Below are 21970 nucleotides of genomic sequence, written 5' to 3' on the forward strand. Positions count from 1 at the left end.
GCATGGACGCCGCTTCCCTGCTCCTCGGGCTCCTCCTCGGTGCGCTGCTCGCCACGGCGGTCACGCTCGGCGTGGTCGCCCTGCTCGCCCGCCGCCGCCCCACCGACAGCGGGCTGGAGCCCGTGCACGAGTCGCTGGACCACCTGCACCGGCTGCTCGCCGGCATCGAGCGGGCGCGCGCCACCGCGCACGGCGAGCTCCGCGAGCAGATGGGCACCGTTGGCCTCACCTCGGCCCAGCTGCAGCAGGAGACGGCGGCGCTGGTGACGGCGCTGCGCACGCCGCACGTGCGCGGCCGGTGGGGCGAGGTGCAGCTGCGCCGGGTCGTGGAACTGGCCGGCCTGCTCGAGCACTGCGACTTCGTCGAGCAGCCCTCGAGCACCAACGACGAGGGCGCCGGCGTGCGCCCCGACCTGGTGGTCACCCTGGCCGACGGCCGCCAGGTGGTGGTCGACGCCAAGGTGCCGTTCACCGGGTACATCGAGGCGGTGCAGGCCACCGACCCGGCGGTCCGCGACCAGCGGGTGGCGATGCACGCCCGGCAGCTGCGCGCGCACGTCGACGCGCTCGCCGCCCGGCGCTACCCGACCGCGTTCCGGCCGGCCGCGCCCTTCACCGTGCTCTTCGTGCCGTCGGACGGCTTCCTCATCACCGCGCTGGAGGCCGAGCCCGGGCTGCTGGAGCACGGCTTCTCGCGGGACGTCGTCCTGGCCACGCCGAGCACCCTGCTGGCCCTGCTGCGCACGGTGGCCTACTCCTGGCGGCAGGAGCGGCTGGCCCGGGACGCCGACCAGGTGCTCGAGGTGGGGCGGAAGCTGCACGCCCGGCTCAGCACGCTGTCGGGGCACATCACCCGGCTCGGCTCCGCGCTGGGCACGACCATGACCCGGTTCAACGAGACGGTCGGCTCCTACGAGCGCTCGGTGCTCACCGCGGCCCGCCGGTTCGACGACCTCGGCATCGCCGAGCAGCCGGTCCCGTCGCCCGCGCCGCTGGAGGCGACGGTGCGCACGCTGCGGCCCGAGCCCGGCGACGGCACCGACGCCGTCGTCCTGGACGGCGAGGACCGGTTCGACGCCGGCCGCCGGTACGACGACGGGGGGCGGGACGGCACCCACGGCTGACCCCGCCGGCCCTCCGGCGCACCGTCCGTCACACCCCTCACTCCGAGTCTCTTCGTCGACACGGTCGGGGTGGCGACGCGAGCCCCTCCTCCGCCGAACTTGCCTTGTCCCTCGCTACCGTGACGATCGAGGGACGGCCACCCGGGCCCGACCGCGGTGGAACGGAGGTGCGCCATGGCCACGGCACGTACGGCCGATTCATGGCGGCCCGGCGGGGGCTCTCCCGACCGGTCCTTCCCCGGGTCGCGCATGCCCCGTGAGGAACGTGCCATGAACCCCGACCGCAGCGCCCGGGCCGGTCGCCCGCCCGTGCCCCCGCGCGGAGGGCGCCCCGGCGACAGCCGCCCGCTCCCCCCGCGCCGCGACTCGATCCGTCCGGCCGACCGCGCATCCGGTGCCCGGCCGTCCGGCCGCCCCGCGCCGTCCCGCCCGGCCGAGGGCCGGGCCGCCGGAGGCCGCGCCGCCGAGAAGCGGGCCGCGGCACAGCGCGTCCGCGTGGACACCCGCTCGTCGACCGGCGGCAGCCAGGTCCGCGGCCTGGTCGCGGTGCTCGGCGTCTTCCTGGTGACCCTCGCGGGCGCGGCCGTCGACTCCTACACCGGCGTCGGCCTGGGCCGGATCACCCTGGCGGCCCTGCTCGGCTCGACCACGGTCGCCACCCTCGTGGTGCGCCGCCGCGACCTGGTCTCCGTCGTCGTCTCCCCGCCGCTGGTCTTCATCGCGGTCGCCGCGCTCAACATCGGGCTGGCCCCGTCGGCGACGTTCAGCGCCCCCACGGTCGCCACGCTGCTGATCCGCGGCTTCCCGACGATGGCCATGGCCACCGTCGTGGCGCTGGTCCTCGCCCTCTTCCGGGCGATCGCCCGCCGCTGACCTCCCGGATGCAGAAGAGCCCGTCCCCGCTGCCGCGGGGACGGGCTCTCGTGCATCCGGGGCGTCAGTCGCCGGTGGACTGCGCCTTCTCGGCGCGCCGCAGCTCGTGCGGCAGCGCGAAGACCAGCCGCTCCTCGGCGGCCTTGACCGTCGAGACGTCGGCGTAGCCGCGCGCGGCCAGCCAGTCGAGCACCTCGCTGACCAGGATCTCCGGGACGGAGGCGCCGCTGGTGACGCCGACGGTGCCCACGCCCTCGAGCCACGCCTCGTCGATCTCGGCGGCGTAGTCGACCAGGTAGGAGGCGCGGGAGCCGGCCTCGAGGGCCACCTCCACCAGCCGCACCGAGTTCGAGGAGTTCGTCGAACCGACGACCAGCACGAGGTCGCACTCGGCCGCCATCTGCTTGACCGCCTGCTGGCGGTTCTGCGTGGCGTAGCAGATGTCGTCGCTCGGCGGGGACTGCAGACCGGGGAAGCGGTTCTTCAGCTGGTCGACCGTCGCCAGGGTCTCGTCGACCGAGAGGGTGGTCTGGGACAGCCACACGACCTTCTCGGGATCGCGCACCTGGACGTTGGCGACGTCGTCGGCACCGTCGACGAGCTGGATGTGGGCGGGCGCCTCACCGGCGGTGCCCTCGACCTCCTCGTGCCCGCGGTGGCCGATGAGCAGGATGTCGTAGTCGTCGCGGGCGAAGCGCTTGGCCTCCTGGTGCACCTTGGTCACCAGCGGGCAGGTCGCGTCGATGGTGCGCAGCTGCCGGTCGGCCGCCTCCTGGTGCACCGCCGGGGAGACCCCGTGGGCGCTGAAGACGACGACGGAGCCCTCGGGCACCTCGGTCGTCTCGTCGACGAAGATCGCGCCCCGCCGCTCGAGCGTCGCCACGACGTGCTTGTTGTGCACGATCTGCTTCCGGACGTAGACGGGGGCGCCGTGGATCTCCAGGGCGCGTTCGACCGCCACCACCGCCCGGTCCACACCGGCGCAGTAACCCCGGGGATCGGCCAGCAGGACACGTCCGCGCTGATCTGCCATGCACCCAGCGTACGTGGGTGCGGACGCCTGCCGGGACTCCCGAGGGTGGCCCAGAACACCCTCCGGACGGGCACATCACCGGCGACGGGGGTGTCGGGGCGCGGTTGCTGGGGCAAGGTGGCCCCATGGCCCGTGAGATCCCTGAGGTTGTCCGCGCCGCTGCCGGCCTGGCCGCGACCGTCGTCGACGAAGCCCGCAAGCTCCCCGAGACCCTGCCGGGGCTCCCCGTGCGGGTCGTCGGCATGGCGATGCAGCACGCGATGAAGGTGCAGCAGCAGTACGCCGGCCTCGTCGCCCGCGGCGACGAGCTGTTCACCGGCATCCGCGGCGAGGCCGAACCGGGCCTGGCCACCTTCGACGACGACGGCGACGCCGCCCCCGCGCAGGGCTTCCGAGGCTCGGCGTTCGACCGCGCCGACGTCGTCCCCGACGAGGTGCCCGACGTCGTCGGTGCGCAGGACTCGGTGGAGACCTTCCTCGAGGAGGCGCCGGAGACCGAGGAGATCCTCGACGAGCTGGCCGTCGACGAGGCGATCGAGGCCGCCCCCACCCTCGAGGAGACCGCGCCGACCACGGGCGACGCCCCGGACGCCCCCGACGAGGACGAGCTCGCCATCGAGCTGCCCGTCGCCGGCGCGGCCGACACCGAGTCGGTCCCGACCTCGGTCGACGTCCTGGACGCCGACGGCAGCGGCATCGCCACCGTCGAGGCCACCGTCACCGACGAGGGCATCGCCGCCCCGGCGCCCGAGGACTACGCCGGCAGCGCCGACGACGGCACCGAGATCGCCCGGGGGGACGGCCCGATCGCCGCCGCCACCGGCCTGGCCGCCGGCGTCGACACCGGGGACGAGGCGCCGATCGCGGCCGGCGCCACCGTGGAGGCCCCGGCCGACGCGGACTCCTCCGGTGCGCCCACCGAGGCGCCCGTCGACGGGTACGACAGCTTCTCCGTCGCCCAGCTCCGCGGTCGGCTGCGCGGCTACGCGCTGAGCACCGTCTCCGACCTCGTCGCCTACGAGGAGGCCCACCAGGGCCGCGAGCCCTACCTGCGGATGCTGCGCAACCGGCTCGAGAAGCTCGAGGAGCAGGCGGTCGAGGCCAGCCCGCTGGCCCCCCGCGGCGCCTGACCCGCGCTCCCGGTCCGGGGGTGTCGGCAGCGTCTGACACCCTCGGACCGTGACCGCACCCTCCTCCCCCGAGGCGCCGTGGCCGGTGCGCACGGTCGCCCGCAAGGTCGCCGACTGGATCGGCCGGCTGGGCGAGGTCTGGGTCGAGGGCCAGGTGGCGCAGCTGTCCCGCCGCGGCAACGCCGCCACCGTCTTCCTGACCCTGCGCGACCCGGTGGCCGACCTCTCGGTGCCGGTCACCTGCCACCGCGACATCGCCGACCGGCCGGGCCTGGAGCTGACCGAGGGCGCGCGCGTCGTCGTCCGGGCGCGCCCCGACTACTACGTCGCCCGCGGCTCCTTCTCGCTGCGCGCCACCGAGATCCGCGCCGTCGGCCTCGGTGAGCTGCTCGCCCGCATCGAGCGGATCCGGCAGCTGCTTGCTGCCGAGGGGCTCTTCGACGTCGTCCGCAAGCGCCCGCTGCCCTTCGCGCCGGCTGTCGTCGGCGTCATCACCGGCCGGGACAGCGCCGCCGAGCGCGACGTCCTCGTCACCGCGCGCCGCCGCTGGCCCGCGGTCCGTTTCGCGGTGCACAACTGCGCGGTGCAGGGCCCGCAGGCCGCGGCCAACGTCATCGAGGGGCTGCGCGTGCTCGACGCCGACCCCGCGGTCGAGGTCATCGTCGTCGCCCGCGGCGGCGGCTCGGTCGAGGACCTGCTGCCCTTCTCCGACGAGGGCCTGGTGCGCGCCATCGCCGCGTGCCGGACGCCGGTGGTCACCGCGGTCGGCCACGAGACCGACACGACGCTGGTCGACCACGTCGCCGACGTGCGCGCCGCCACCCCCACCGACGCGGCGCACCGCGTCGTCCCCGAGATCGGCGAGCAGCGGCGGCTGGTCGAGGGCCTCCGCGCCCGCGCCCGCCACCTGCTCACCACCCGCGTCGAGCAGCAGGAGCGCTGGCTGGAGTCCCTGCGCAGCCGGCCCGTGCTCGCCAGCCCCGAGCGGCTGCTGCACGGCCGGGCCGACGACGTCGCCGCGCTGCGCACCCGTGCCCGCCGCACCGTGGTGCACCGGGTGGAGGCCGCCGAGCGCGACCTCGAGCACGCCCGCGCGCGGGTCGCGGCGCTGTCGCCGGCGGCGACCCTGGACCGCGGCTACGCGGTGGTGCAGCGCGCCGACGGGGCCCTCGTCCGGGATCCCGCCGAGGTGGCCGACGGCGAGCGGCTGCGGGTCCGGGTGAGCGGGGGCCGGCTGGACGTGCGGGTCGACCGGGAGGATGGGGAGCCATGAGCAGCACCGAGCAGACCACCGGGCCGGCCGAGGAGCCGACGACGACCTACGAGCAGGCCCGCGAGGAGCTCGCCGACGTCGTCCGCCGACTGGAGGCCGGCGGGCTGACGCTCGAGGAGTCGCTGGCCCTGTGGGAGCGCGGCGAGGAGCTGGCCACGCTGTGCCAGCACTGGCTGGACCGGGCCCGCGAGCGCCTCGCGGCCGCCGCCCCGGCCGACGGCGAGGACTGAGCTCAGGCCGAGCGCCGCTCCCCCGCGCGGTCCGCGGCCGGCCGGTGGGCGATCTCCAGGCCCGCGTGCGCGAGCGCACCGAGGACGCGGTCGGCCCGCTGCCGGAGTCCCGCCAGGTCGGCGACGCCACCGCGCTCGACGAGGCACCGGGCGATCAGGTCCCGCACCGCGTCGTCGGCCGACGCCGGCGGGGTGCGGGCCGGGATGCGGGTGACCATGCCGCACGGGCACGACCCGCCCCGGGCCGGTGGCCGGTGGTCCCCGTGCGCGCAGACGTCGTCGTCCATGTCGGCTCCTCGTCCGGCCGGCTGCCGCGGTGGCGCCGGGCGTGCGGGGAGCCTGCTGCGTCCCCGCCCCGGCCGCCGCGCGACCGGCCGCGCGTCGGGCAGTCGTCGGGCACCCGACACGGAACCGCAATCAACGCCGGCGCTCAGCCCTCCGCGGGCGTGACGGCGGCCGCCACGGTGCGCAGCTCGTCGTCGGAGGCGGAGCCGCTGACGACGACGACCACGCCGTCGGCCTCGCGGGTCAGCGCGGTCTCCCCGCGCTCGGTGGTGAGCCGCTGCCACGGCTGCCCGCCGATGTCGACGGCCGCCTCGTCGGTGGCGCCGTCGAGCACGTCGCGGACCGGCTCGGCGCCCGGGTCGTCGCTGACGGCGAAGCCGGCGTACTCCCCCGACGGCGTCAGGTAGCCGATCTGCAGGGTGACCGCATCGCCCTCGCGGGCGTTCCCGGCGTCGGTGCGGGCGCTGGTCGGGCGGTACCCCTCCGGCAGCCCGGCCGGAGCCGGCACCGGGTACCCGGCCCGCTCCACGGCCAGCCGCACCGTGCTCGCCGGGTCGACCTCGCGGACGGTCTCCTCGCCGCTGGTGCGGAAGGCCTGCCAGGCGACGAGCAGCAGGCAGATCACGACCAGCGGCGCCAGCGAGCGGATCATGTTCGCCGCGCTCATCCGGTTCGCGCGCTCCACCGCCGGCGACGGCGCGGGAACCGCCACCGGCCCACCCGGGGACGCCGGGGCGTCCGGGGGGTCAGCGGGTCGCGGGCTCGTCGGGCCGACTTCGGTCATGCACATAGGATCGCAGGAGAGCTCACCCAGCCTGCCGCCCATGGCCTGCCTCCCGGGTTCGCCCTGCTCGCGGCGGGACGACGGATCGCAGGTCCCTCTCCAGGAGGTCCCGTGTCGCTGCCCGTTCCCGAAGGCCCCGTCTCCTCGAGCGGGAGCGCGTTCTCCACCGACCGCCCCGCCCCCGACCGGAACCTGGCCCTCGAGCTGGTGCGGGTCACCGAGGCGGCCGCGATGGCCGCCGGGCGCTGGGTCGGGCGCGGCGACAAGAACGGCGGCGACGGCGCGGCGGTCGACGCCATGCGCGCGCTCATCGGCACGGTGAGCATGAAGGGCGTCGTCGTCATCGGGGAGGGCGAGAAGGACGAGGCCCCGATGCTCTTCAACGGCGAGCAGGTGGGTGACGGGAACGGCCCCGAGTGCGACGTCGCCGTCGACCCGATCGACGGCACCACGCTCATGGCCAAGGGCATGCCGAACGCGATCGCCGTCATGGCGGTGGCCGAGCGCGGCGCCATGTACGACCCGTCGGCGGTCTTCTACATGGAGAAGCTGGCCACCGGCCCGGCCGCGGCCGACGTCGTCGACATCACCGTGCCGGTCGCGGAGAACATCCGCCGGGTCGCGAAGGCCAAGAAGAGCTCGGTCGGCGACGTCACCGTCTGCATCCTCGACCGGCCGCGGCACGCCGGGCTGGTGCAGGAGGTCCGGGAGGCCGGCGCCCGCATCAAGTTCATCACCGACGGCGACGTCGCCAGCGCGATCGCCGCGGCCCGCGAGGGCACCGGCGTCGACCTGATCCTCGGCATCGGCGGCACGCCGGAGGGGATCATCGCCGCGTGCGCGCTCAAGTGCATGGGCGGGACCTTCCAGGGCCGGCTCTGGCCCAAGGACGACGAGGAGCGGCAGAAGGCGCTCGACGCCGGCCACGACCTCGACCGCGTGCTGCACATCGACGACCTGGTGCGCGGCGACGTCTTCTTCGTCGCCACCGGCATCACCGACGGCGAGCTGCTGCGCGGCGTGCAGTACGGCGCCGGGGGCTGCACGACCCAGTCGCTGGTGATGCGCTCGAAGTCCGGCACGATCCGGTCGATCGAGAGCCTGCACTCGCTGGAGAAGCTGCGCGCCTACTCGGCCGTGCCCTTCGATTCCTGACGCGATCCTCCGGATCGCACCGCGGCCAGGAGCCGTCCCCGGGTAGGTGGAGCCCCCTCGTCCCACCTGCCGGGGACCCTCCGGGCCCCACTCGGCGCGACAGGGCCCCCTGCGGATCAGCCGGGTTCGGCCCGTCGTGCCAGCCGCTCCATCACCTGACGCCAGCGGCTGGCCGACTCCCCCGGGGCCAGGCTGCGCAGCTTCAGGTCGCCGAACACGGTGCGCCCGTGGACGACGACCCGCGGCGTGCCGGCCACCCGCGGCACCGCGGCCAGGTCGATCTTCCGGTCGCCGAGGACGGTGCGGCCGTGCAGCTGCGCGTCCACGCCCTCGGCGACGATCACCTCGACGTCGCCGAAGACGGTGGACAGGTGCAGCTCGAGCCGCTCGGCGTCGGTGCGCAGCCCGCGCAGGTCCACCCGGACGTCGCCGAAGACCGTGCTCGCGCGCAGCGGGACGCTCGGCCCGGAGAGCTTGATGTCCCCGAACACGCTGGTCTGGACCTCCGGGGCCCGGCTGCCGACGATCTCCACCGGCGGCTCGGCCGGGAGGTCCGCGACCAGGGCGGCCAGCTCCGCGGTGGTCACCGCCGCCCAGGCCGCGCCGGCCCGCTGACCGAACTCGTCGAGGTCCAGCCGGCCCTCGGCCAGCGCCTGCTGGAGCCGGGCGACCAGCGCCTCCCGGTCACCGTCGGAGGCGCGCACCCCCGGGGCGGCGGCGGGATCGGGCTCGGGGACGGCGGGCAGCGCGGCGTCGTCGGACACGGCTGCCGACGGTAGCCCAGCCGGTGCCCGGCGCGGCCGCCCCGGCGGGCGGTGGGCCCGCGGGCGCTCAGCTCGCGGGCGGGAAGGCGTCGACGCAGTAGACCTGACGGGCGTCGGTGTTGGACTGCCGGCCGGCGCAGCTGCCGCCGTACAGCTCGTAGGCCGACCCCACCGGCGACTGGTTGAACAGGTCGTCGCAGGCCTGCATGTCGCCGTCGTGGCACTCCTCGGCGTAGTCGTCGAGCTCCGGGTCGTCGCCCAGGCCCTCGGGTTCCGAGGTCGCGGCCGGGATCGACGACCCGCCGTCGGACCCCTCGTCGTCGGAGCGCAGCCCGACGACCAGCGCCACCGCCAGCGCGACGATCGCCACGGCGACGACGGAGAGCACGGTCACGAGGACCTTCCGGTTGCCCGACGGCGGCTGCGGGGCCTGGCCCCACGGCGGCACGGCGCCCGGCCCGCCCTGCTGCGGCTGCCCGTACGCGGCCTGGCCGTAGGGCGGCTGGCCATACGGCTGCTGGCCGTAGGGCGCCTGGCCGTACGGCGCCTGCCCGTAGGGCGGCTGGCCGTGGGGCTGCTGCCCGTACGGCTGCTGACCGTAGGGCTGCTGCGCCTCGGGAACGCCACCACCGCCGGCAGCGGGCTCACCGCCGGGAGCGGGCTCACCCGGGGGCGGGTACGGCGGCTGTGTCATCGGGCGCTCCTCGGTGCTCGGATCCGTCCGACGATGCTAGGGGGCGGCATCCCGGCGTCTGCCCACCTCCCGCGGACGGGGAGGCGTCGCGCGGCCGTGCCGGTGTCTAGGGTTCCCCGGAGCACTGTCACCATCCAGACACCCCGGGAGCACAGCGTGGCCACCCAGCAGGACGGCACCGACTACCGCATCGAGCACGACTCCATGGGGGAGGTCCGCGTTCCCGCCTGGGCCAAGTGGCGGGCCCAGACCCAGCGCGCCGTCGAGAACTTCCCGATCTCCGGCACCCCGATCGAGCGCGAGCTGATCGGCGCCCTCGCCGCCATCAAGGGCGCGGCGGCCGCCGTCAACGCCGACCTCGGCGTCCTCGACGCCGCCGTCGCCGGCGCCATCGGCGAGGCCGCGGCCTCGGTCGCCCGCGGCGAGTGGGACGAGCACTTCCCCATCGACGTCTTCCAGACCGGCTCGGGCACGTCGAGCAACATGAACACCAACGAGGTCATCGCCAGCCTCGCCACGGAGGCGCTCGGCAGCCCGGTGCACCCGAACGACCACGTGAACGCCTCGCAGTCGTCCAACGACGTCTTCCCGTCGGCGATCCACGTGGCCGCCACCAGCGCGATCGTCCGCGACCTGGTGCCGGCGCTGCGCCACCTCGAGCTGTCGCTGTCGCGCAAGGCCGACGAGTTCGCCACCGTGGTCAAGAGCGGCCGCACCCACCTCATGGACGCCACGCCGGTCACCCTCGGCCAGGAGTTCGGCGGCTACGCGGCCGCCGTCCGCTACGGCGTGGAGCGGCTCGAGGCCTCGCTCCCCCGCATCGCCGAGCTGCCGCTGGGCGGCACCGCCGTCGGCACCGGCATCAACACCCCGCCCGGCTTCGCCGCCGCCATCATCGAGCGGCTCTCGGGCGAGCTGGACCTGCCGCTCACCGAGGCGCGCGACCACTTCGAGGCGCAGAGCTCCCGCGACGGCCTGGTCGAGGCGTCGGGCCAGCTCAAGACGATCGCCGTCGGCCTGATCAAGATCGTCAACGACCTGCGCTGGATGGGTTCCGGCCCGCGCACCGGCCTGGGCGAGATCCAGCTCCCCGACCTCCAGCCCGGCAGCTCGATCATGCCCGGCAAGGTGAACCCGGTGATCCCCGAGGCGGTCATCCAGGTGGGCGCCCAGGTCATCGGCAACGACGCCGCGGTCACCTACGCCGGCACCACCGGCGTCTTCGAGCTCAACGTGACGCTGCCGCTCATGGCGCGCAACGTGCTCGAGTCGATCCGGCTGCTGGCCAACGTCAGCCGGCTGCTCGCCGACCGCTGCGTCGACGGCATCGTCGCCAACGTCGAGCAGTGCCGCGAGTACGCCGAGTCCTCTCCCTCGATCGTGACCCCGCTGAACAAGTACATCGGGTACGAGGAGGCCGCGATCGTGGCCAAGCAGTCGCTCAAGGAGCAGAAGACGATCCGCCAGGTCGTGCTCGAGCGCGGCTACGTCGAGCAGGGCAAGCTCACCGAGCAGCAGCTGGACGAGGCCCTCGACGTCCTCTCCATGACCCACCCCTGAGCTGCTCGTCGCGCCGGGCCTGCGGGCCCGGCGCGACGGCTCAGCCCAGGTCGACCGTGAACACCTTGCGCGTCCCCGGGACCGCGCCCACCGCGCGCTTGAACTCGGCCAGCCCGGGGTTGAGCCGGCCCTGGTCGTCCGAGGCAGGACCGAGGTCGATCAACCGGGCGCCGTGCCGCAGGCAGTCCGCGTAGACGAGGTAGGCCAGCAGGTCCATCGGGGAGCGCTCCTCCCCCGGGGCGTCGGCCCAGTGCACGACCTGGTCGATGCCGTCGAGCACCCGGTAGACCACCGCGGCCGCGACGGCGCGGCCCTCCACCCGCAGCAGCCGCATGCGGATGCGGTCGGGGAAGGCTTCCTGCGCGCGCCGGAGGTAGTCCAGGGCCAGCGGCTCGGGCCTGCCCTTCGCCCGCCGGTTCCCGGCGATGATGGCGTGCAGGGTCGCGAGGTCCTCCCCGCCGTCCACCGGGGTGAGCTCGACCGACCCGCGCAGCGATGCGCGGACGTACCGGCGCTTGCGCGGCTTGAGCAGGTCCAGCACGTCGTCGTCGGGGGTGAACCGCGACAGGTCCACGTGCATGTTCAGGTCGCAGTGCTCGACGGCGAAGCCCCGGTCGAGCAGCGCGAACTCCACCAGCGGCTCGGCGGCGGAGTAGACCAGCGGCCGCGCCCTGATCCGCGCCGTCCGCACACCGTCCTCGCGCAGCGCCGCCAGGGCGCCCGTCACCAGGGCGACGACGTCCTCGACCGACGGGTCCGGAGCCACCAGGTCGGGCCCGCCGAACGGGGCGCTGTGCCCGGACAGCAGCACACCGTCGGTGACGACGCCTTCCAGCACGCCGACCAGCCGGTCCTCGCGGCGGTGCTCGTACCGCCAGCGGCGACCGGCCGGGATGCCGTTCAGGTCGTGGAACCCCGGGTCGCAGAACAGCAGGCCGTCCCCGGGGAAGGGCTCGACGTCGAGGAGCACCGGCACGACCGGCTCAGCCCACCCGTCGGGCGCGGACGGCGATGTTCGCGCCGAAGTCCGCGGGCAGCTCGTCACCCAGGTCGTTGAGCGCCTGGATGAGCTCCGGGGAGTGGTCCAGCATCATCCCGTTGGGCAGCACCTTGAGGAAGAAGCCCTTGCGCTCGAACGGCTCGAACCCGCCCTGGCGCAGGTCGGCCTCCAGCCCGTCGAGGTCGTAGACCCGCTGGTGGCCGACCAGGTGGTCCCGTGCGCTCAGGGTGTCCAGCTCCGGCTGCAGCCCCATGAGGACGGCGAGCCGGCGGTGCAGCGACCGCTTGTTGGGGACGACGACGACGATCTCCCCGCCCGGCTTCACCCACGAGCGCAGGTGCGCGGCCAGCGGCACCGGGTCGTCGACGTGCTCGAAGACGTGCAGGGCCAGCAGCTTGTCGCACGGGGTGGCGGGCTCGTGGTCCTCGAAGAGCGCCTCCACGACCTCGACGCCCGGGAAGTCGGTCCGGACGCGGGCGGCGAGGCTGGGCGCGCCCTCGACCACCACGTACCGGCGCGGCAGCGGGGCCAGCCGGGCGAGCGTGACGCCCTCGCCGGCGCCGAGCTCGACGACGTGGTCCTCCGGCGAGACGAGGGAGGCCAGCCAGTCGCAGCAGTGCTCCTGGCAGGCGTCCTCGATGAACTTGTCGGGCACCTCGTCGTTGAGGTGGTAGCTGTGGGCGATCCGCTCCAGTTCCTGGGTGCGGGCGGCGGTCATCGGTCCTCCGGGAGTTCGGGGTGGTGCCGGTGGTGGCGGGCGGTCACGGGAGCTGCGCGGCGACCGCGAGCCCCTGGACCACCTGGTCGTTCATGGAGGTGGCTCCCCCACCCAGCAGGGCGCCGGTGAGCAGGGCGCCGGGGCAGGCGGCGGTCAGCGCGTCGGACGCCGTCGCCTCCGCGGCCACCGAGGCCGCGGTGGGTGCGGGGACCGCGCCGGGCGCGGCGACCGCCTTCACCACCCGCACGTCGGCGGACGGATCGGTGATGCCCAGCAGCCGGCCGAGCTCGGCGACCAGCTCGCCCGGGACGTCGGCGCCGTCCTTCAGCCGGGCGGCGGTGGCCGGTCCGGCCTCCACCACGACGCGGTGCTCGGCGGGGTCGAGGCCGGCGAGGGCGTCCTGGTCGGTGACCCGGTAGGTGGCGTACTCCCGGTCGACCACCGAGAGGCAGCCGACGGGCTCGGTGATCGCTGCGCCGCGGACGAGGCAGCAGACGAGAGCCACCGAGGCACCGGGCGCGCGCTCCTGCACCGGCAGCCCCAGCAGGGTCTGCAGGCGGTCGGCGCCCACGCCCAGGACGGGGCGCTCGGAGGACCACGACCCGTCCGCGGTGGCCGCGGTCCACCGGCTGCCCTCGAGAGCGAGCGAGGTGACCGCGCCGTCGTGCACCTGCACGGTCGGCATGGCCGCCAGGCGCGTCTCCAGCGTGCGGACGACGTCGCCGACGAAGCCCGTCGGCGTCGTCCAGAACGGGTACTCGGCCAGGCCGGTCGGCTGCCCCGCGCACGCGGCCGCCAGGGTCTCGGGCCAGTACAGCGGCAGCCAGCCGGCGCGGTGGTAGCGCGCCAACAGCGTGCCGGCGGCGGGTCCCAGCAGCTTCTCGGCGAACGGCTCGACCAGCCGGGCGTGGATGTCCTCGCCGTGGTTGGCGGCGGCGGCCTCGCGGTAGGGCAGCGCGTCGTAGGCAGCCCCGGCGACCTTGGCCGAGGCGTGCCGGGGGTCCTCCCGCGGCAGCGGCGCCGGCGGGCGGAAGCCGCCCTCGGCCAGCACGTCGAGGCGGTCGGCGACGAGGTGGTCGGGTCGGCGCCGGCCCTCCACGAGCGCCTCGGGGGTCGGCGTGCGGACGGGCCGGACGAGCTCGGCCTGCCAGCGGTCGACGCGGGCGCCGAACCGCGTCCAGTCGTAGCGGACCCGCGGGCGGTAGGTGGCCAGGTCGTCGTCGGCCGTGCTGCCCGCCGACTCCAGCAGCACCATGCCGAGGTCGAAGTCGGCCTCGGGCGTGCGCAGGCCCCGGAAGTGGCCACCCGGGCCGCGCCCGTCGGTCACCAGGACGACGTCGTGCCCCGCGGCGCCGAGCTCGACCGCCGCCACCAGGACGGCGAGGTTGTTGCCGACGAGGAGCGCCTCAGGCATCGGCCGGCTCCGCCCCGACGGGCACCGCGTCGACCGGCACCGTGTCGACCGGCACCGCGTCGACCCACAGCTCGGAGCCGAGGTCGGGCAGCAGCGCGGCGAGGGCGTCCAGGCCGTCGAGCAGCTCGGGGGTGAGGAAGCCGTCGTCGAGCAGGCGCTGCATCTGGCCGTGGGTGAACGGCTTGACGAAGAGGCTGCCGCGCTCGGCGACGGCGAACCCCGCCGCGCGCAGCTCCGCCTCGAGCCCCGCGGCGTCGTAGATCCCGCGCTGCTGCATCCGCAGCTGGGTGTCCGACGTCGTCGCCGGGTCCGGGATCAGCCCCATGGCGACCGCCAGCATCCGGTGCAGCGACCGGGCACTGGGCACGTTGACGTGCAGCCGGCCGCCGGGGGCGCAGAACCCGCGCGCGGCGGCCAGCAGCGCCTGCGGGTCGGGGACCTCGTGGAGCAGGCAGCTGAGCACCACCAGGTCGAACCCGCCACCCACGGACGCCGGGTCGACCCGTTCGGCGAAGTCCTCGACCACGACGACGTCGGGCCGGCCGGCGGCCAGGGCGCGGGCTCCGGCGGCGAACGCCGCGGTGGGCTCGATCACCACCGACCCGGTGCCGGGGAGGTCGGGGAACAGGGGCGCCTCGCCGCAGCCGATCTCGAGCACCCGGCGCGGGGCGTGGGCGGCGACGCGGGCGAGCACCAGCTTCCGCCGGTAGGCGATCTGCACGGGCTCGAACGGCAGGGCGCGGTACTGCTCCGCGTAGTCGACGAGGTCTCGCTGGACTACGGACACGGTGTTGTTCCTCCCCCCGGTGCGCGGCGGACCGGCCGGGGTGCCGGGTCCGCGGGCGGCTCCCGGGATGCCGGCCAGGGTAGGCACGGACCGGCCCCCGATCCGGGCACGTGCGGGGTGTCGGGGGCACCTGCGGGCACGAGGAACGGATGTGACGGAAGGGTCGCCCCGGTCCCCCGCCGGCCCCGTCGGCGACAGCGGGGAGAGGCCGTCACGGCGTCGTCCGCGGCTGCCGATGACCAGGGGCGTGACTCTCCTCGAACGGCGTTCCCTGGGTCCCGGCCGGCGGACGACGGACTGGAATCCGCGGCCGGCCGACGGTGGCGCGGGCTGCCGGGTCGTCGACCTGCCGCGCATCACCGACCCGCGCGGCAACCTCACCATGATCGAGGGCGGCGACCACGTCCCCTTCGACATCGCCCGCGTCTACTACCTGTACGACGTCCCGGGTGGCGAGTCCCGCGGCGGGCACGCCCACCGCGACCTCCAGCAGCTGATCGTGGCCGCGTCCGGCAGCTTCGACGTCGTGGTGGACGACGGCACCAGCACCGCCCGCTTCCACCTGAACCGCTCGTACCACGGGCTGTACGTGCCCCGGCTGACCTGGCGCGAGCTCGGGAACTTCTCCTCCGGCAGCGTCTGCCTGGTGATGGCGTCGCTGCCCTACTCCGAGGACGACTACTACCGCGAGTACGACGACTTCACCGCGGCCCGGCAGGCCGCCGAGGCGGCCGGCGAGGTCACCCCCGCCCCCCTGCCGGCATGACCGCGGCGCCGGAGGCGGTCCGGGTCCCGTTCCTCGACCTCGCGGGGCTGCACGCGGAGCTGCGCACCGAGCTGGACGCGGCCGCGCTGCGCGTCCTGCGCAGCGACCGGGTCCTCCTGGGCCCGGAGCTCGAGGGCTTCGAGCAGGCCTGGGCCGCGGCGGTCGGCGCCCGGCACGCCGTGGGGGTGGGCAGCGGCCTGGACGCGCTGTCCCTGGGCCTGCGGGCGCTCGGCGTCGGCCCCGGCGACGAGGTCCTGGTCCCCTCGCACACCTTCGTCGCGACCTGGCTGGCCGTGCTGCACGTCGGCGCCGTCCCGGTCCCGGTCGACGTCAGCTCCGCGGCCGGGGCATGGGAGCCCGCGGCGCTCGAGGCCGCCGTCACCCCCCGGACGCGGGCCGTCGTCCCGGTGCACCTGTACGGGCACCCGGTGGACCCTCGACGCGGTGGCCGACGTCGCCCGCCGGCACGACCTCGTCGTCCTCGACGACGCCGCGCAGGCGCACGGCGCCCGGCGCGACGGCCGGCCGGTGGGCGGCGGCCCCGCGCACGCGACCGCCTGGAGCTTCTACCCGGGCAAGAACCTCGGTGCGATCGGCGACGGCGGCGCGGTGACGACCTCCGATCCGGAGACCGCGCGCCGGCTGCGGTCGCTGCGCAACTACGGGTCTTCCGAGAAGTACCGGCACGACGAGGTGGGGTGGAACAGCCGGCTCGACGAGATCCAGGCGGCGCTCCTGACCGTCAAGCTGGGCCGGCTCGACGAGCACAACGGCCGCCGCGAGGCAGCCGCCCGCAGGTACGACGATGGCCTGGCCGGCCTCGGGGAGGAGCTCGAGCTCCCCACCCGGGTGCCCGGGACGACCCCCGCCTGGCACCTGTACGTCGTCCGCACCCCGCACCGCGACCGGCTGCGCGAGCACCTCTCCCGCTGCGGCGTCGAGACGCTCGTGCACTACCCCGTGCCGCCGCACCGCCAGCCCGCCTTCGCCGGCACCGGCCTGGCCGAGGCGCACCTGCCGGTGGCCGACCGGCTCGCCCGCGAGGTGCTCAGCCTGCCGATGGGCCCCACCCTGCGCCCGGAGCAGCAGGACGCGGTCATCGACGCGGTGCGCGGCTTCCGCCCGTGAGCGACCCGCTCGTCAGCATCCTGATCCCGACCTGCAACGGCGAGGCGCACCTGCGGGCGGCGCTGCGCTCCGCGCGCGAGCAGAGCTACCGGGACGTCGAGATCATCATCGGCGACGACGCGTCCACCGACCGCACCCCGGAGATCATCGCCGCCGCCGCGGCCGAGGACGACCGCATCCGCGTCATCCGGCACGAGACGAACGGCGGCGGCTACGACAACCTGCAGTCGATCCTCGAGGCGGCCCGCGGCGAGTACGTGAAGTACCTGCTCCACGACGACGTGCTGGCCACCGACTGCGTCCGCAGAGCTCGTGCGCGGCCTGGAGGCGACCCCGGGCGCGGCCCTCGCCTTCTCCCGCCGGTCGCTCATCGACCAGGACGGCCGGCCGGTGGCCGGGCACGAGTTCCCGGCGCTGCGCGACCGCCCCGGCGCGATCGCCGGGCCGGAGCTCGGGACCAGCATGCTCGAGACCTGCACGAACGTCGTCGGGGAGCTCTCCACGGCGCTGTTCCGCAGGGACGCCCTGCCGGTCGCCACGATGTGGGAGCCGGACGGGCGGCGCATCGACTCCCTCACCGACGTGAAGATCTGGCTGGAGCTGCTGGCCCAGGGCCCCGCCTTCTACACCCCGCGCGTGCTGAGCCGCTTCCGCGTGCACCCGGGCCAGAACTCGATGAACCCCTGGATGACCGCGCGCGCCGAGCGGGACTGGGTCCGCCTGATCGACTCGGGGATCCGGCAGGGGTTCCTGCCCGAACAGGCGCAGCGTCGTCGCGCGTACGCGCGGGTCCTGCAGCACGCCACCGCGCGCCTCGCCTCGCTCGTCGACGGTCCCGACTACGGGCCGGCGCTCGAGGCCCTCTACCTCAGCACCGCGGCGCTCGTCGAGTTGCGTCCCGGAGCCGCCGACGACGTCGCCGACCCCGCCGTCGAGCCGCTCTGGGTCCGGGCGCACCGGCCCGAGCTCCGGGGCCGCCTCGACCAGCAGCTGGAGGTGTGGACCCGGCTCTTCCCGATCGCCCTCGCGGCACCGGCGCTGGACCGCGCCGAGATGAGAGCGACGGTGCAGGCGTTCCGTGACGTGACCTCGGCCGTGGTGGCCGAGAAGCTCGTGATCGCGGTGCCGTCGGCATCTCTCGAGGCAGCCGTGCCGCTGATCGAGGAGGCGCTGGCCGAGGGGTCCGACGTCGACGTCGAGCTCGTGCCGTCGGACGACCCCGCCGGGCTGCTGGTCCACCCGTGGCTGGCGGTCGCACCCCGCGGGGCCCGCTGGCACCTCGACCGGTGCGCCGGGGTGTGGACCTTCGACGTGAGCGCATCCGCCGCTCGGCGGTGACGACGGCGGGTCACCCGGCCACGACGGGGGTAGCGTCCCGGGGGATGAGCGAGACAGATGTAGCCCTGCGCTACCCCGGTGGAGAACTGCCCCTTCCCGTCAAGCAGGCGACGGAGGGGGCCGACGGCATCGACACGAGCAAGCTGCTGGCCACGACCGGCACGGTCGCGCTGGACATCGGCTTCGTGAACACCGCCGCGTGCACCTCGGCGATCACCTACATCGACGGTGACGCCGGGATCCTGCGCTACCGCGGCTACCCGATCGACCAGCTGGCCGGCAAGGCGAGCTTCCTCGAGGTCAGCCACCTGCTGATCTACGGGGAGCTGCCGACCGCCGACCAGCTCGCCGAGTTCGACCAGCGGATCCGGCGGCACACCCTGCTGCACGAGGACCTCAAGCAGTTCTTCAAGGGCTTCCCGCTGGACGCGCACCCGATGCCGGTGCTCTCCTCGGCGGTCAGCGCCCTGTCGACCTTCTACCAGGACTCGCTGGACCCGTTCGACCAGGACCAGGTCGAGATGTCCACGACCCGCCTGCTGGCCAAGCTGCCCACCATCGCGGCCTACGCCTACAAGAAGAGCGTCGGCCAGCCGTTCCTCTACCCGGACAACTCCCTCGGCCTGGTCGAGAACTTCCTGCGCATGACGTTCGGCTTCCCGGCCGAGCCCTACGACGCCGACCCGGAGCTGGTCAAGGCGCTGGACATGCTGTTCGTGCTGCACGCCGACCACGAGCAGAACTGCTCGACGTCGACCGTCCGGCTGGTCGGCTCCTCGCACGCCAACCTGTTCGCCTCCGTCTCGGCCGGCATCAACGCGCTGTTCGGCCCGCTGCACGGCGGCGCCAACCAGTCGGTGCTGGAGATGCTCGAGGCGATCAAGGCCGACGGCGGCGACATCCCCCGGTTCGTCGAGCGGGTCAAGAACAAGGAGCCCGGCGTCAAGCTGATGGGCTTCGGCCACCGGGGTCTACAAGAACTACGACCCGCGCGCGGCCATCGTGAAGGCCACCGCCGACACCGTCCTGGACAAGCTCGGCGGCAGCAACGAGCTGCTCGACCTCGCCCGCCAGCTCGAGGACATCGCGCTGAAGGACGACTACTTCGTGGAGCGCAAGCTCTACCCGAACGTCGACTTCTACACGGGCCTGATCTACCAGGCGATGGGCTTCCCGACCCGGATGTTCACCGTGCTGTTCGCGCTCGGCCGGCTGCCCGGCTGGATCGCCCAGTGGCGCGAGATGATCGCCGACCCGACCACCAAGATCGGCCGCCCCCGGCAGCTCTACGTCGGAGAGACCGAGCGCACCTTCGTGCCGCTCGACCAGCGCTGACAGGGCCCTGACAGGGCTCTGACAGGGCGCTGAGCAGGGCACTCGGACACCGGGCCGGGTCGATTCCCCCAGGGGGAGCCGACCCGGCCCGCGCTGCGTCCGGGGAGCCGCCCCCTACGGTGAGGGCCCCGCACCCGCGCAGCCGACGACCTGGAGGTCCGCCCATGGCCGAGCCGCCCGGCGACGACGTCCTCGTCGTGCCGCCGATCCCGCTGGCCAGCGGCAGCGTGCTGGAGCCCGAGGGCGACGGGCCGCCGGTCCGCATCAGCACCGTCGAGCTCGTGGTCTCCACCGAGGACGGCGAGGAGCTGCGCATCCCCCTCGTGCACCGGCACGGCGCCTGGTGGGCACCGTGAGGAACCGCCGGTAACCGGCCCGACGGGGGCTCACCCGTCCGAGCACCACCCGCGAGTTCACCCTCCCCCGCAGGGGTGAGACCGCCTCCCCCTCCCTCAGGCGCCCGATCCGGGCCGTCGATACGAGGTCAGAGCCCGACTGCACTCCGCAGCCGGGCCGGCCATCGCAACGACGACACCGCCGGGGGACGCCGCAGTGCCCGCACCACGCACGCCCGTCCGCTCCGCGCCCCGGGGCCGCACCCCGGCCGCGCGGCCGGCGATGAGCGCCCGCGAGGCCCAGGCGCTGCGCGAGGCGATGGCCCTGCGCGAGGCGATGGCCCTGCGCGAGGCGATGGCCCTGCGCGAGGCGATGGCCCTGCGCCAACTGGCCGCGGCCCGCCCCGACCTCACCCCCGCCCAGCTCGCCGCCGCCCGCGCCGCGCTCGCTGCGCAGGCCTCCCCCCGGGGCACCCGGCCCGCGGCGAAGCGGCCCGCCACCCAGCGCCCGGCGGGGAAGCGACCCACGCCCAAGGGCCCCACGAGGAAGCGCCCCGCGGCACCGGAGGAGCGCACCGGTTCGCGCTGGTCCACCCGCCTCGGCGTCGTGGCGCTGGGTGCGCTGATGGTCCCCGCGCTCGTCGCCGTGGTGCTGCCCGGCGTCACCACCCCCGCCGGCGGGCCGCTGGACGTCACCGCCCTGGCGCTGACCGCCCGCAGCTCGATGCTGGAGGCGGCCGACGGCTACCGCTCGCTGGAGCAGACGGCGGCGCAGCTGCGCGCCGAGCTCCAGGCGGCCCGGGACGCCGAGCAGGCCGCCCGTGAGGCCGTGGACGCCGACCGGCGCGTCGTCGGCAGCCACGCCGCCGACCTCTACCGTGCCTCCCCCACCGCCCGCTACCCCGGGCTGGCCCTGGACGCCGGCGACGCCGCCGCCACCTCCGGCGTGCTGCACCAGCAGGCCGCCAGCGAGCTCGGCGAGCGCGCGCTGGAGACCGCCGTGGTGCGCGCCGAGCGCACCGGCGCGGCGCTGGCCGCGGCGGAGGTCCGCGTCGAGCGGGCCGAGGCCGCGGTGGATGCCGCCGAGGCCGAGGTCGCCGCCGCCCTCGGCGCGATGCGCGACCGGGTGGACGAGCTGAGCACCGAGGTCACCGGCCGGCTGGCCGGGCTCGGGACCGTGCCGGCCGCCGGGCAGCAGCAGGAGCGCAACCAGCAGGCGGTCGCCCGCTGGCAGACCTACCTCGCCCAGCTCACCGCGGCCGAGGTCGTCCCGCCGCCCGCCGCCGCGCTGACCGGCCCGGGAGAGCTGCCCGCCGGCCTCTCCCCCGCGCTCGACGCCGCGGGACAGCCCGTGCCGGGAGTCGCCTGGGCGATCGTGGGCAGCAGCCCGGTGACCGTGCTGCCGTCGGAGACGGTCGCGGCGGTCAGCAACGCGCTCTCCCAGCTGGGCCGGCCCTTCGTGCCCGGCACCGCCGGCCCGGAGACCTACGACTGCGGCGGTTTCACCGCCGCCTCCTGGCTGCTCGGCGGGTACGCGCTGCCCGCGACCCCGCAGGGGCAGTGGGCCGCCGCGGCCGCGGTGCCGCTGGACGGCCTGCAGGTCGGCGACCTGGTCTTCGCCCCCGGCGGCGAGGACGTCGGCATCTACCTCGGGGACGGCGACGTCGTCGGCGCCTCCGCGGCGACCTACCAGGTGGGCGTCCGCTCGCTGGCCGCCGGATCCACCGCCGTCCGCGTGCCGGTGCTGGCCGCCGAGCCCAACGCCCCCCTGCCCGGGGGCGGCCCGACCGGCCCCTGCGGTGCCCCCCTCCCCACCCCCGGGGTGAGCAGCCCGCAGTGGGGTGGCTGGGACAACGGCGAGATCCCGACCAGCGCCCTGTGCCAGCTCGGCGTGTACCGCCACGCGCTGCGCTGCGACGCCGCGGCCGGCTACGCGCAGATGAGCACGGCCTTCCGCGCCCAGTTCGGCCGGGACCTGTGCATCACCGACTCCTACCGGTCGCTGGGCAGCCAGATGGCGGCGTTCCGCGCCAAGCCGGCCCTCGCGGCGGTGCCCGGCACCTCGAACCACGGCTGGGCCCTGGCCGTCGACCTGTGCGGCGGCATCAACATCGCCGGCAGCACCGAGTGGCGCTGGATGACCGCCAACGCCGGGCGCTTCGGGTTCGTGCAGCCCGACTGGGCCGCGCCCCGCGGCGAGAAGCCCGAACCCTGGCACTGGGAGTACGGCTACATCTCCTAGCC

The 21970-nt window shown here is 75.3% G+C and carries 20 protein-coding genes and 4 pseudogenes; 15 read left to right on the forward strand and 9 right to left on the reverse strand.

Features of this window, described 5'->3' with window-relative positions; translation table 11 throughout:
• The first annotated feature begins 2 nt into the window (after nucleotides 1-2).
• Both JKP76_RS01180 and JKP76_RS01185 read left to right on the forward strand, forming a co-directional pair.
• Complete coding sequence (locus JKP76_RS01180; protein WP_242471140.1) at nucleotides 3-1124, forward strand: DNA recombination protein RmuC; 1122 nt, start codon at nucleotides 3-5, stop codon at nucleotides 1122-1124.
• A 270-nt stretch (nucleotides 1125-1394) separates the two neighbouring features.
• On the forward strand, nucleotides 1395-1997 hold the full coding sequence (locus JKP76_RS01185) for a DUF6542 domain-containing protein (RefSeq protein ID WP_200489226.1): 603 nt from the start codon (nucleotides 1395-1397) through the stop codon (nucleotides 1995-1997).
• A 64-nt stretch (nucleotides 1998-2061) separates the two neighbouring features.
• Here the strand turns inward: JKP76_RS01185 and JKP76_RS01190 are convergent, their stop codons facing one another.
• Nucleotides 2062-3030 carry a 4-hydroxy-3-methylbut-2-enyl diphosphate reductase gene (locus JKP76_RS01190; protein WP_200489227.1) on the reverse strand — a complete coding sequence of 323 codons (969 nt, stop codon included), beginning with the start codon at nucleotides 3028-3030 and terminating at the stop codon, nucleotides 2062-2064.
• A 125-nt stretch (nucleotides 3031-3155) separates the two neighbouring features.
• On the opposite strand from JKP76_RS01190, the gene JKP76_RS01195 reads away from it, so the two are divergent.
• From JKP76_RS01195 to JKP76_RS01205, 3 genes are read left to right on the forward strand one after another with little or no spacing between them, the layout of a single operon-like run.
• Nucleotides 3156-4160 carry a lipid droplet-associated protein gene (locus JKP76_RS01195; RefSeq protein ID WP_200489228.1) on the forward strand — a complete coding sequence of 335 codons (1005 nt, stop codon included), beginning with the start codon at nucleotides 3156-3158 and terminating at the stop codon, nucleotides 4158-4160.
• Between the two features lie 49 nt (nucleotides 4161-4209).
• Nucleotides 4210-5433: an exodeoxyribonuclease VII large subunit gene (gene xseA / locus JKP76_RS01200; protein ID WP_200489229.1), complete on the forward strand. Its 1224-nt coding sequence runs from the start codon at nucleotides 4210-4212 to the stop codon at nucleotides 5431-5433.
• A complete protein-coding gene (locus tag JKP76_RS01205; RefSeq protein ID WP_200489230.1) occupies nucleotides 5430-5663 on the forward strand; it encodes an exodeoxyribonuclease VII small subunit in 234 nt (77 codons plus the stop codon). Before xseA ends, JKP76_RS01205 begins: the two co-directional genes overlap by 4 nt.
• A 2-nt stretch (nucleotides 5664-5665) precedes the next feature.
• Here JKP76_RS01205 and JKP76_RS01210 read toward each other — a convergent pair whose 3' ends face one another.
• Both JKP76_RS01210 and JKP76_RS01215 read right to left on the reverse strand, forming a co-directional pair.
• A complete protein-coding gene (locus JKP76_RS01210; protein ID WP_200489231.1) occupies nucleotides 5666-5950 on the reverse strand; it encodes a hypothetical protein in 285 nt (94 codons plus the stop codon).
• 143 nt (nucleotides 5951-6093) lie between these two features.
• Nucleotides 6094-6660: a DUF4245 domain-containing protein gene (locus JKP76_RS01215; RefSeq protein ID WP_309232792.1), complete on the reverse strand. Its 567-nt coding sequence runs from the start codon at nucleotides 6658-6660 to the stop codon at nucleotides 6094-6096.
• 183 nt (nucleotides 6661-6843) lie between these two features.
• Between JKP76_RS01215 and glpX the strand changes: the two genes are divergently transcribed.
• Complete coding sequence (gene glpX / locus JKP76_RS01220; RefSeq protein ID WP_200489233.1) at nucleotides 6844-7887, forward strand: class II fructose-bisphosphatase; 1044 nt, start codon at nucleotides 6844-6846, stop codon at nucleotides 7885-7887.
• A gap of 116 nt (nucleotides 7888-8003) precedes the next feature.
• Here the strand turns inward: glpX and JKP76_RS01225 are convergent, their stop codons facing one another.
• Entirely contained in the window at nucleotides 8004-8651 is a 648-nt protein-coding gene (locus JKP76_RS01225) for a DUF1707 domain-containing protein (protein ID WP_200489234.1), read from the reverse strand.
• Between the two features lie 67 nt (nucleotides 8652-8718).
• A complete protein-coding gene (locus JKP76_RS01230) occupies nucleotides 8719-9345 on the reverse strand; it encodes a hypothetical protein (RefSeq protein ID WP_200489235.1) in 627 nt (208 codons plus the stop codon).
• 156 nt (nucleotides 9346-9501) lie between these two features.
• Between JKP76_RS01230 and JKP76_RS01235 the strand changes: the two genes are divergently transcribed.
• Entirely contained in the window at nucleotides 9502-10905 is a 1404-nt protein-coding gene (locus JKP76_RS01235) for an aspartate ammonia-lyase (protein ID WP_200489236.1), read from the forward strand.
• A 40-nt stretch (nucleotides 10906-10945) separates the two neighbouring features.
• On the opposite strand, the gene JKP76_RS23110 is transcribed toward JKP76_RS01235, so the two are convergent.
• From JKP76_RS23110 to JKP76_RS01255, 4 genes are read right to left on the reverse strand one after another with little or no spacing between them, the layout of a single operon-like run.
• Nucleotides 10946-11881: a GNAT family N-acetyltransferase gene (locus JKP76_RS23110; RefSeq protein WP_200489237.1), complete on the reverse strand. Its 936-nt coding sequence runs from the start codon at nucleotides 11879-11881 to the stop codon at nucleotides 10946-10948.
• A 7-nt stretch (nucleotides 11882-11888) separates the two neighbouring features.
• Nucleotides 11889-12623: a class I SAM-dependent methyltransferase gene (locus JKP76_RS01245; protein ID WP_200489238.1), complete on the reverse strand. Its 735-nt coding sequence runs from the start codon at nucleotides 12621-12623 to the stop codon at nucleotides 11889-11891.
• A 43-nt stretch (nucleotides 12624-12666) separates the two neighbouring features.
• Nucleotides 12667-14037, reverse strand: a complete 1371-nt coding sequence (locus tag JKP76_RS01250) for a hypothetical protein (RefSeq protein WP_200489239.1) — start codon at nucleotides 14035-14037, stop codon at nucleotides 12667-12669.
• Complete coding sequence (locus tag JKP76_RS01255; protein WP_200489240.1) at nucleotides 14030-14824, reverse strand: methyltransferase domain-containing protein; 795 nt, start codon at nucleotides 14822-14824, stop codon at nucleotides 14030-14032. Before JKP76_RS01255 ends, JKP76_RS01250 begins: the two co-directional genes overlap by 8 nt.
• A 247-nt stretch (nucleotides 14825-15071) precedes the next feature.
• On the opposite strand from JKP76_RS01255, the gene JKP76_RS01260 reads away from it, so the two are divergent.
• From JKP76_RS01260 to JKP76_RS21965, 8 genes and pseudogenes are all read left to right on the forward strand, one after another.
• The gene (locus JKP76_RS01260) at nucleotides 15072-15590 is read left to right on the forward strand and encodes an FdtA/QdtA family cupin domain-containing protein (RefSeq protein ID WP_309229466.1); all 519 of its coding nucleotides are present in this window, start codon (nucleotides 15072-15074) and stop codon (nucleotides 15588-15590) included.
• Nucleotides 15587-15997: pseudogene (locus JKP76_RS23740) on the forward strand (DegT/DnrJ/EryC1/StrS family aminotransferase); the annotation flags it as partial. The gene JKP76_RS01260 and the pseudogene JKP76_RS23740, both read left to right, overlap by 4 nt.
• Nucleotides 15998-16022: 25 nt before the next feature.
• Nucleotides 16023-16718: pseudogene (locus JKP76_RS22865) on the forward strand (DegT/DnrJ/EryC1/StrS family aminotransferase); the annotation flags it as partial.
• Nucleotides 16715-17014: pseudogene (locus JKP76_RS23745) on the forward strand (glycosyltransferase family 2 protein); the annotation flags it as partial. The pseudogenes JKP76_RS22865 and JKP76_RS23745, both read left to right, overlap by 4 nt.
• Before the next feature lie 16 nt (nucleotides 17015-17030).
• Nucleotides 17031-18056, forward strand: a complete 1026-nt coding sequence (locus tag JKP76_RS01270) for a hypothetical protein (RefSeq protein ID WP_242471141.1) — start codon at nucleotides 17031-17033, stop codon at nucleotides 18054-18056.
• A 44-nt stretch (nucleotides 18057-18100) separates the two neighbouring features.
• Nucleotides 18101-19391 (forward strand): annotated as a pseudogene (locus JKP76_RS01275) (citrate synthase).
• 164 nt (nucleotides 19392-19555) lie between these two features.
• Nucleotides 19556-19747 (forward strand): hypothetical protein, encoded by a 192-nt coding sequence (locus JKP76_RS01280; RefSeq protein WP_200489242.1) that lies wholly within the window; start codon nucleotides 19556-19558, stop codon nucleotides 19745-19747.
• Nucleotides 19748-19943: 196 nt separating this feature from the next.
• Entirely contained in the window at nucleotides 19944-21968 is a 2025-nt protein-coding gene (locus JKP76_RS21965; protein WP_309229464.1) for an NlpC/P60 family protein, read from the forward strand.
• Nucleotides 21969-21970 lie beyond the last annotated feature (2 nt).

It is taken from the genome of Blastococcus sp. TML/C7B, from assembly GCF_016612845.1.
In the GTDB taxonomy this organism is placed as follows: Bacteria; Actinomycetota; Actinomycetes; order Mycobacteriales; family Geodermatophilaceae; genus Blastococcus.

Bases quoted from the DNA above. Each gene is read 5' to 3' on its own strand.
- JKP76_RS01250 (WP_200489239.1), bottom strand. From the start codon at position 14,037: ATGCCTGAGGCGCTCCTCGTCGGCAACAACCTCGCCGTCCTGGTGGCG.
- JKP76_RS01195 (WP_200489228.1), top strand. From the start codon at position 3,156: ATGGCCCGTGAGATCCCTGAGGTTGTCCGCGCCGCTGCCGGCCTGGCC.
- JKP76_RS01180 (WP_242471140.1), top strand. From the start codon at position 3: ATGGACGCCGCTTCCCTGCTCCTCGGGCTCCTCCTCGGTGCGCTGCTC.
- JKP76_RS01185 (WP_200489226.1), top strand. From the start codon at position 1,395: ATGAACCCCGACCGCAGCGCCCGGGCCGGTCGCCCGCCCGTGCCCCCG.
- JKP76_RS01280 (WP_200489242.1), top strand. From the start codon at position 19,556: ATGGCCGAGCCGCCCGGCGACGACGTCCTCGTCGTGCCGCCGATCCCG.
- JKP76_RS01245 (WP_200489238.1), bottom strand. From the start codon at position 12,623: ATGACCGCCGCCCGCACCCAGGAACTGGAGCGGATCGCCCACAGCTAC.
- JKP76_RS01190 (WP_200489227.1), bottom strand. From the start codon at position 3,030: ATGGCAGATCAGCGCGGACGTGTCCTGCTGGCCGATCCCCGGGGTTAC.
- JKP76_RS01205 (WP_200489230.1), top strand. From the start codon at position 5,430: ATGAGCAGCACCGAGCAGACCACCGGGCCGGCCGAGGAGCCGACGACG.
- JKP76_RS01230 (WP_200489235.1), bottom strand. From the start codon at position 9,345: ATGACACAGCCGCCGTACCCGCCCCCGGGTGAGCCCGCTCCCGGCGGT.
- JKP76_RS01210 (WP_200489231.1), bottom strand. From the start codon at position 5,950: ATGGACGACGACGTCTGCGCGCACGGGGACCACCGGCCACCGGCCCGG.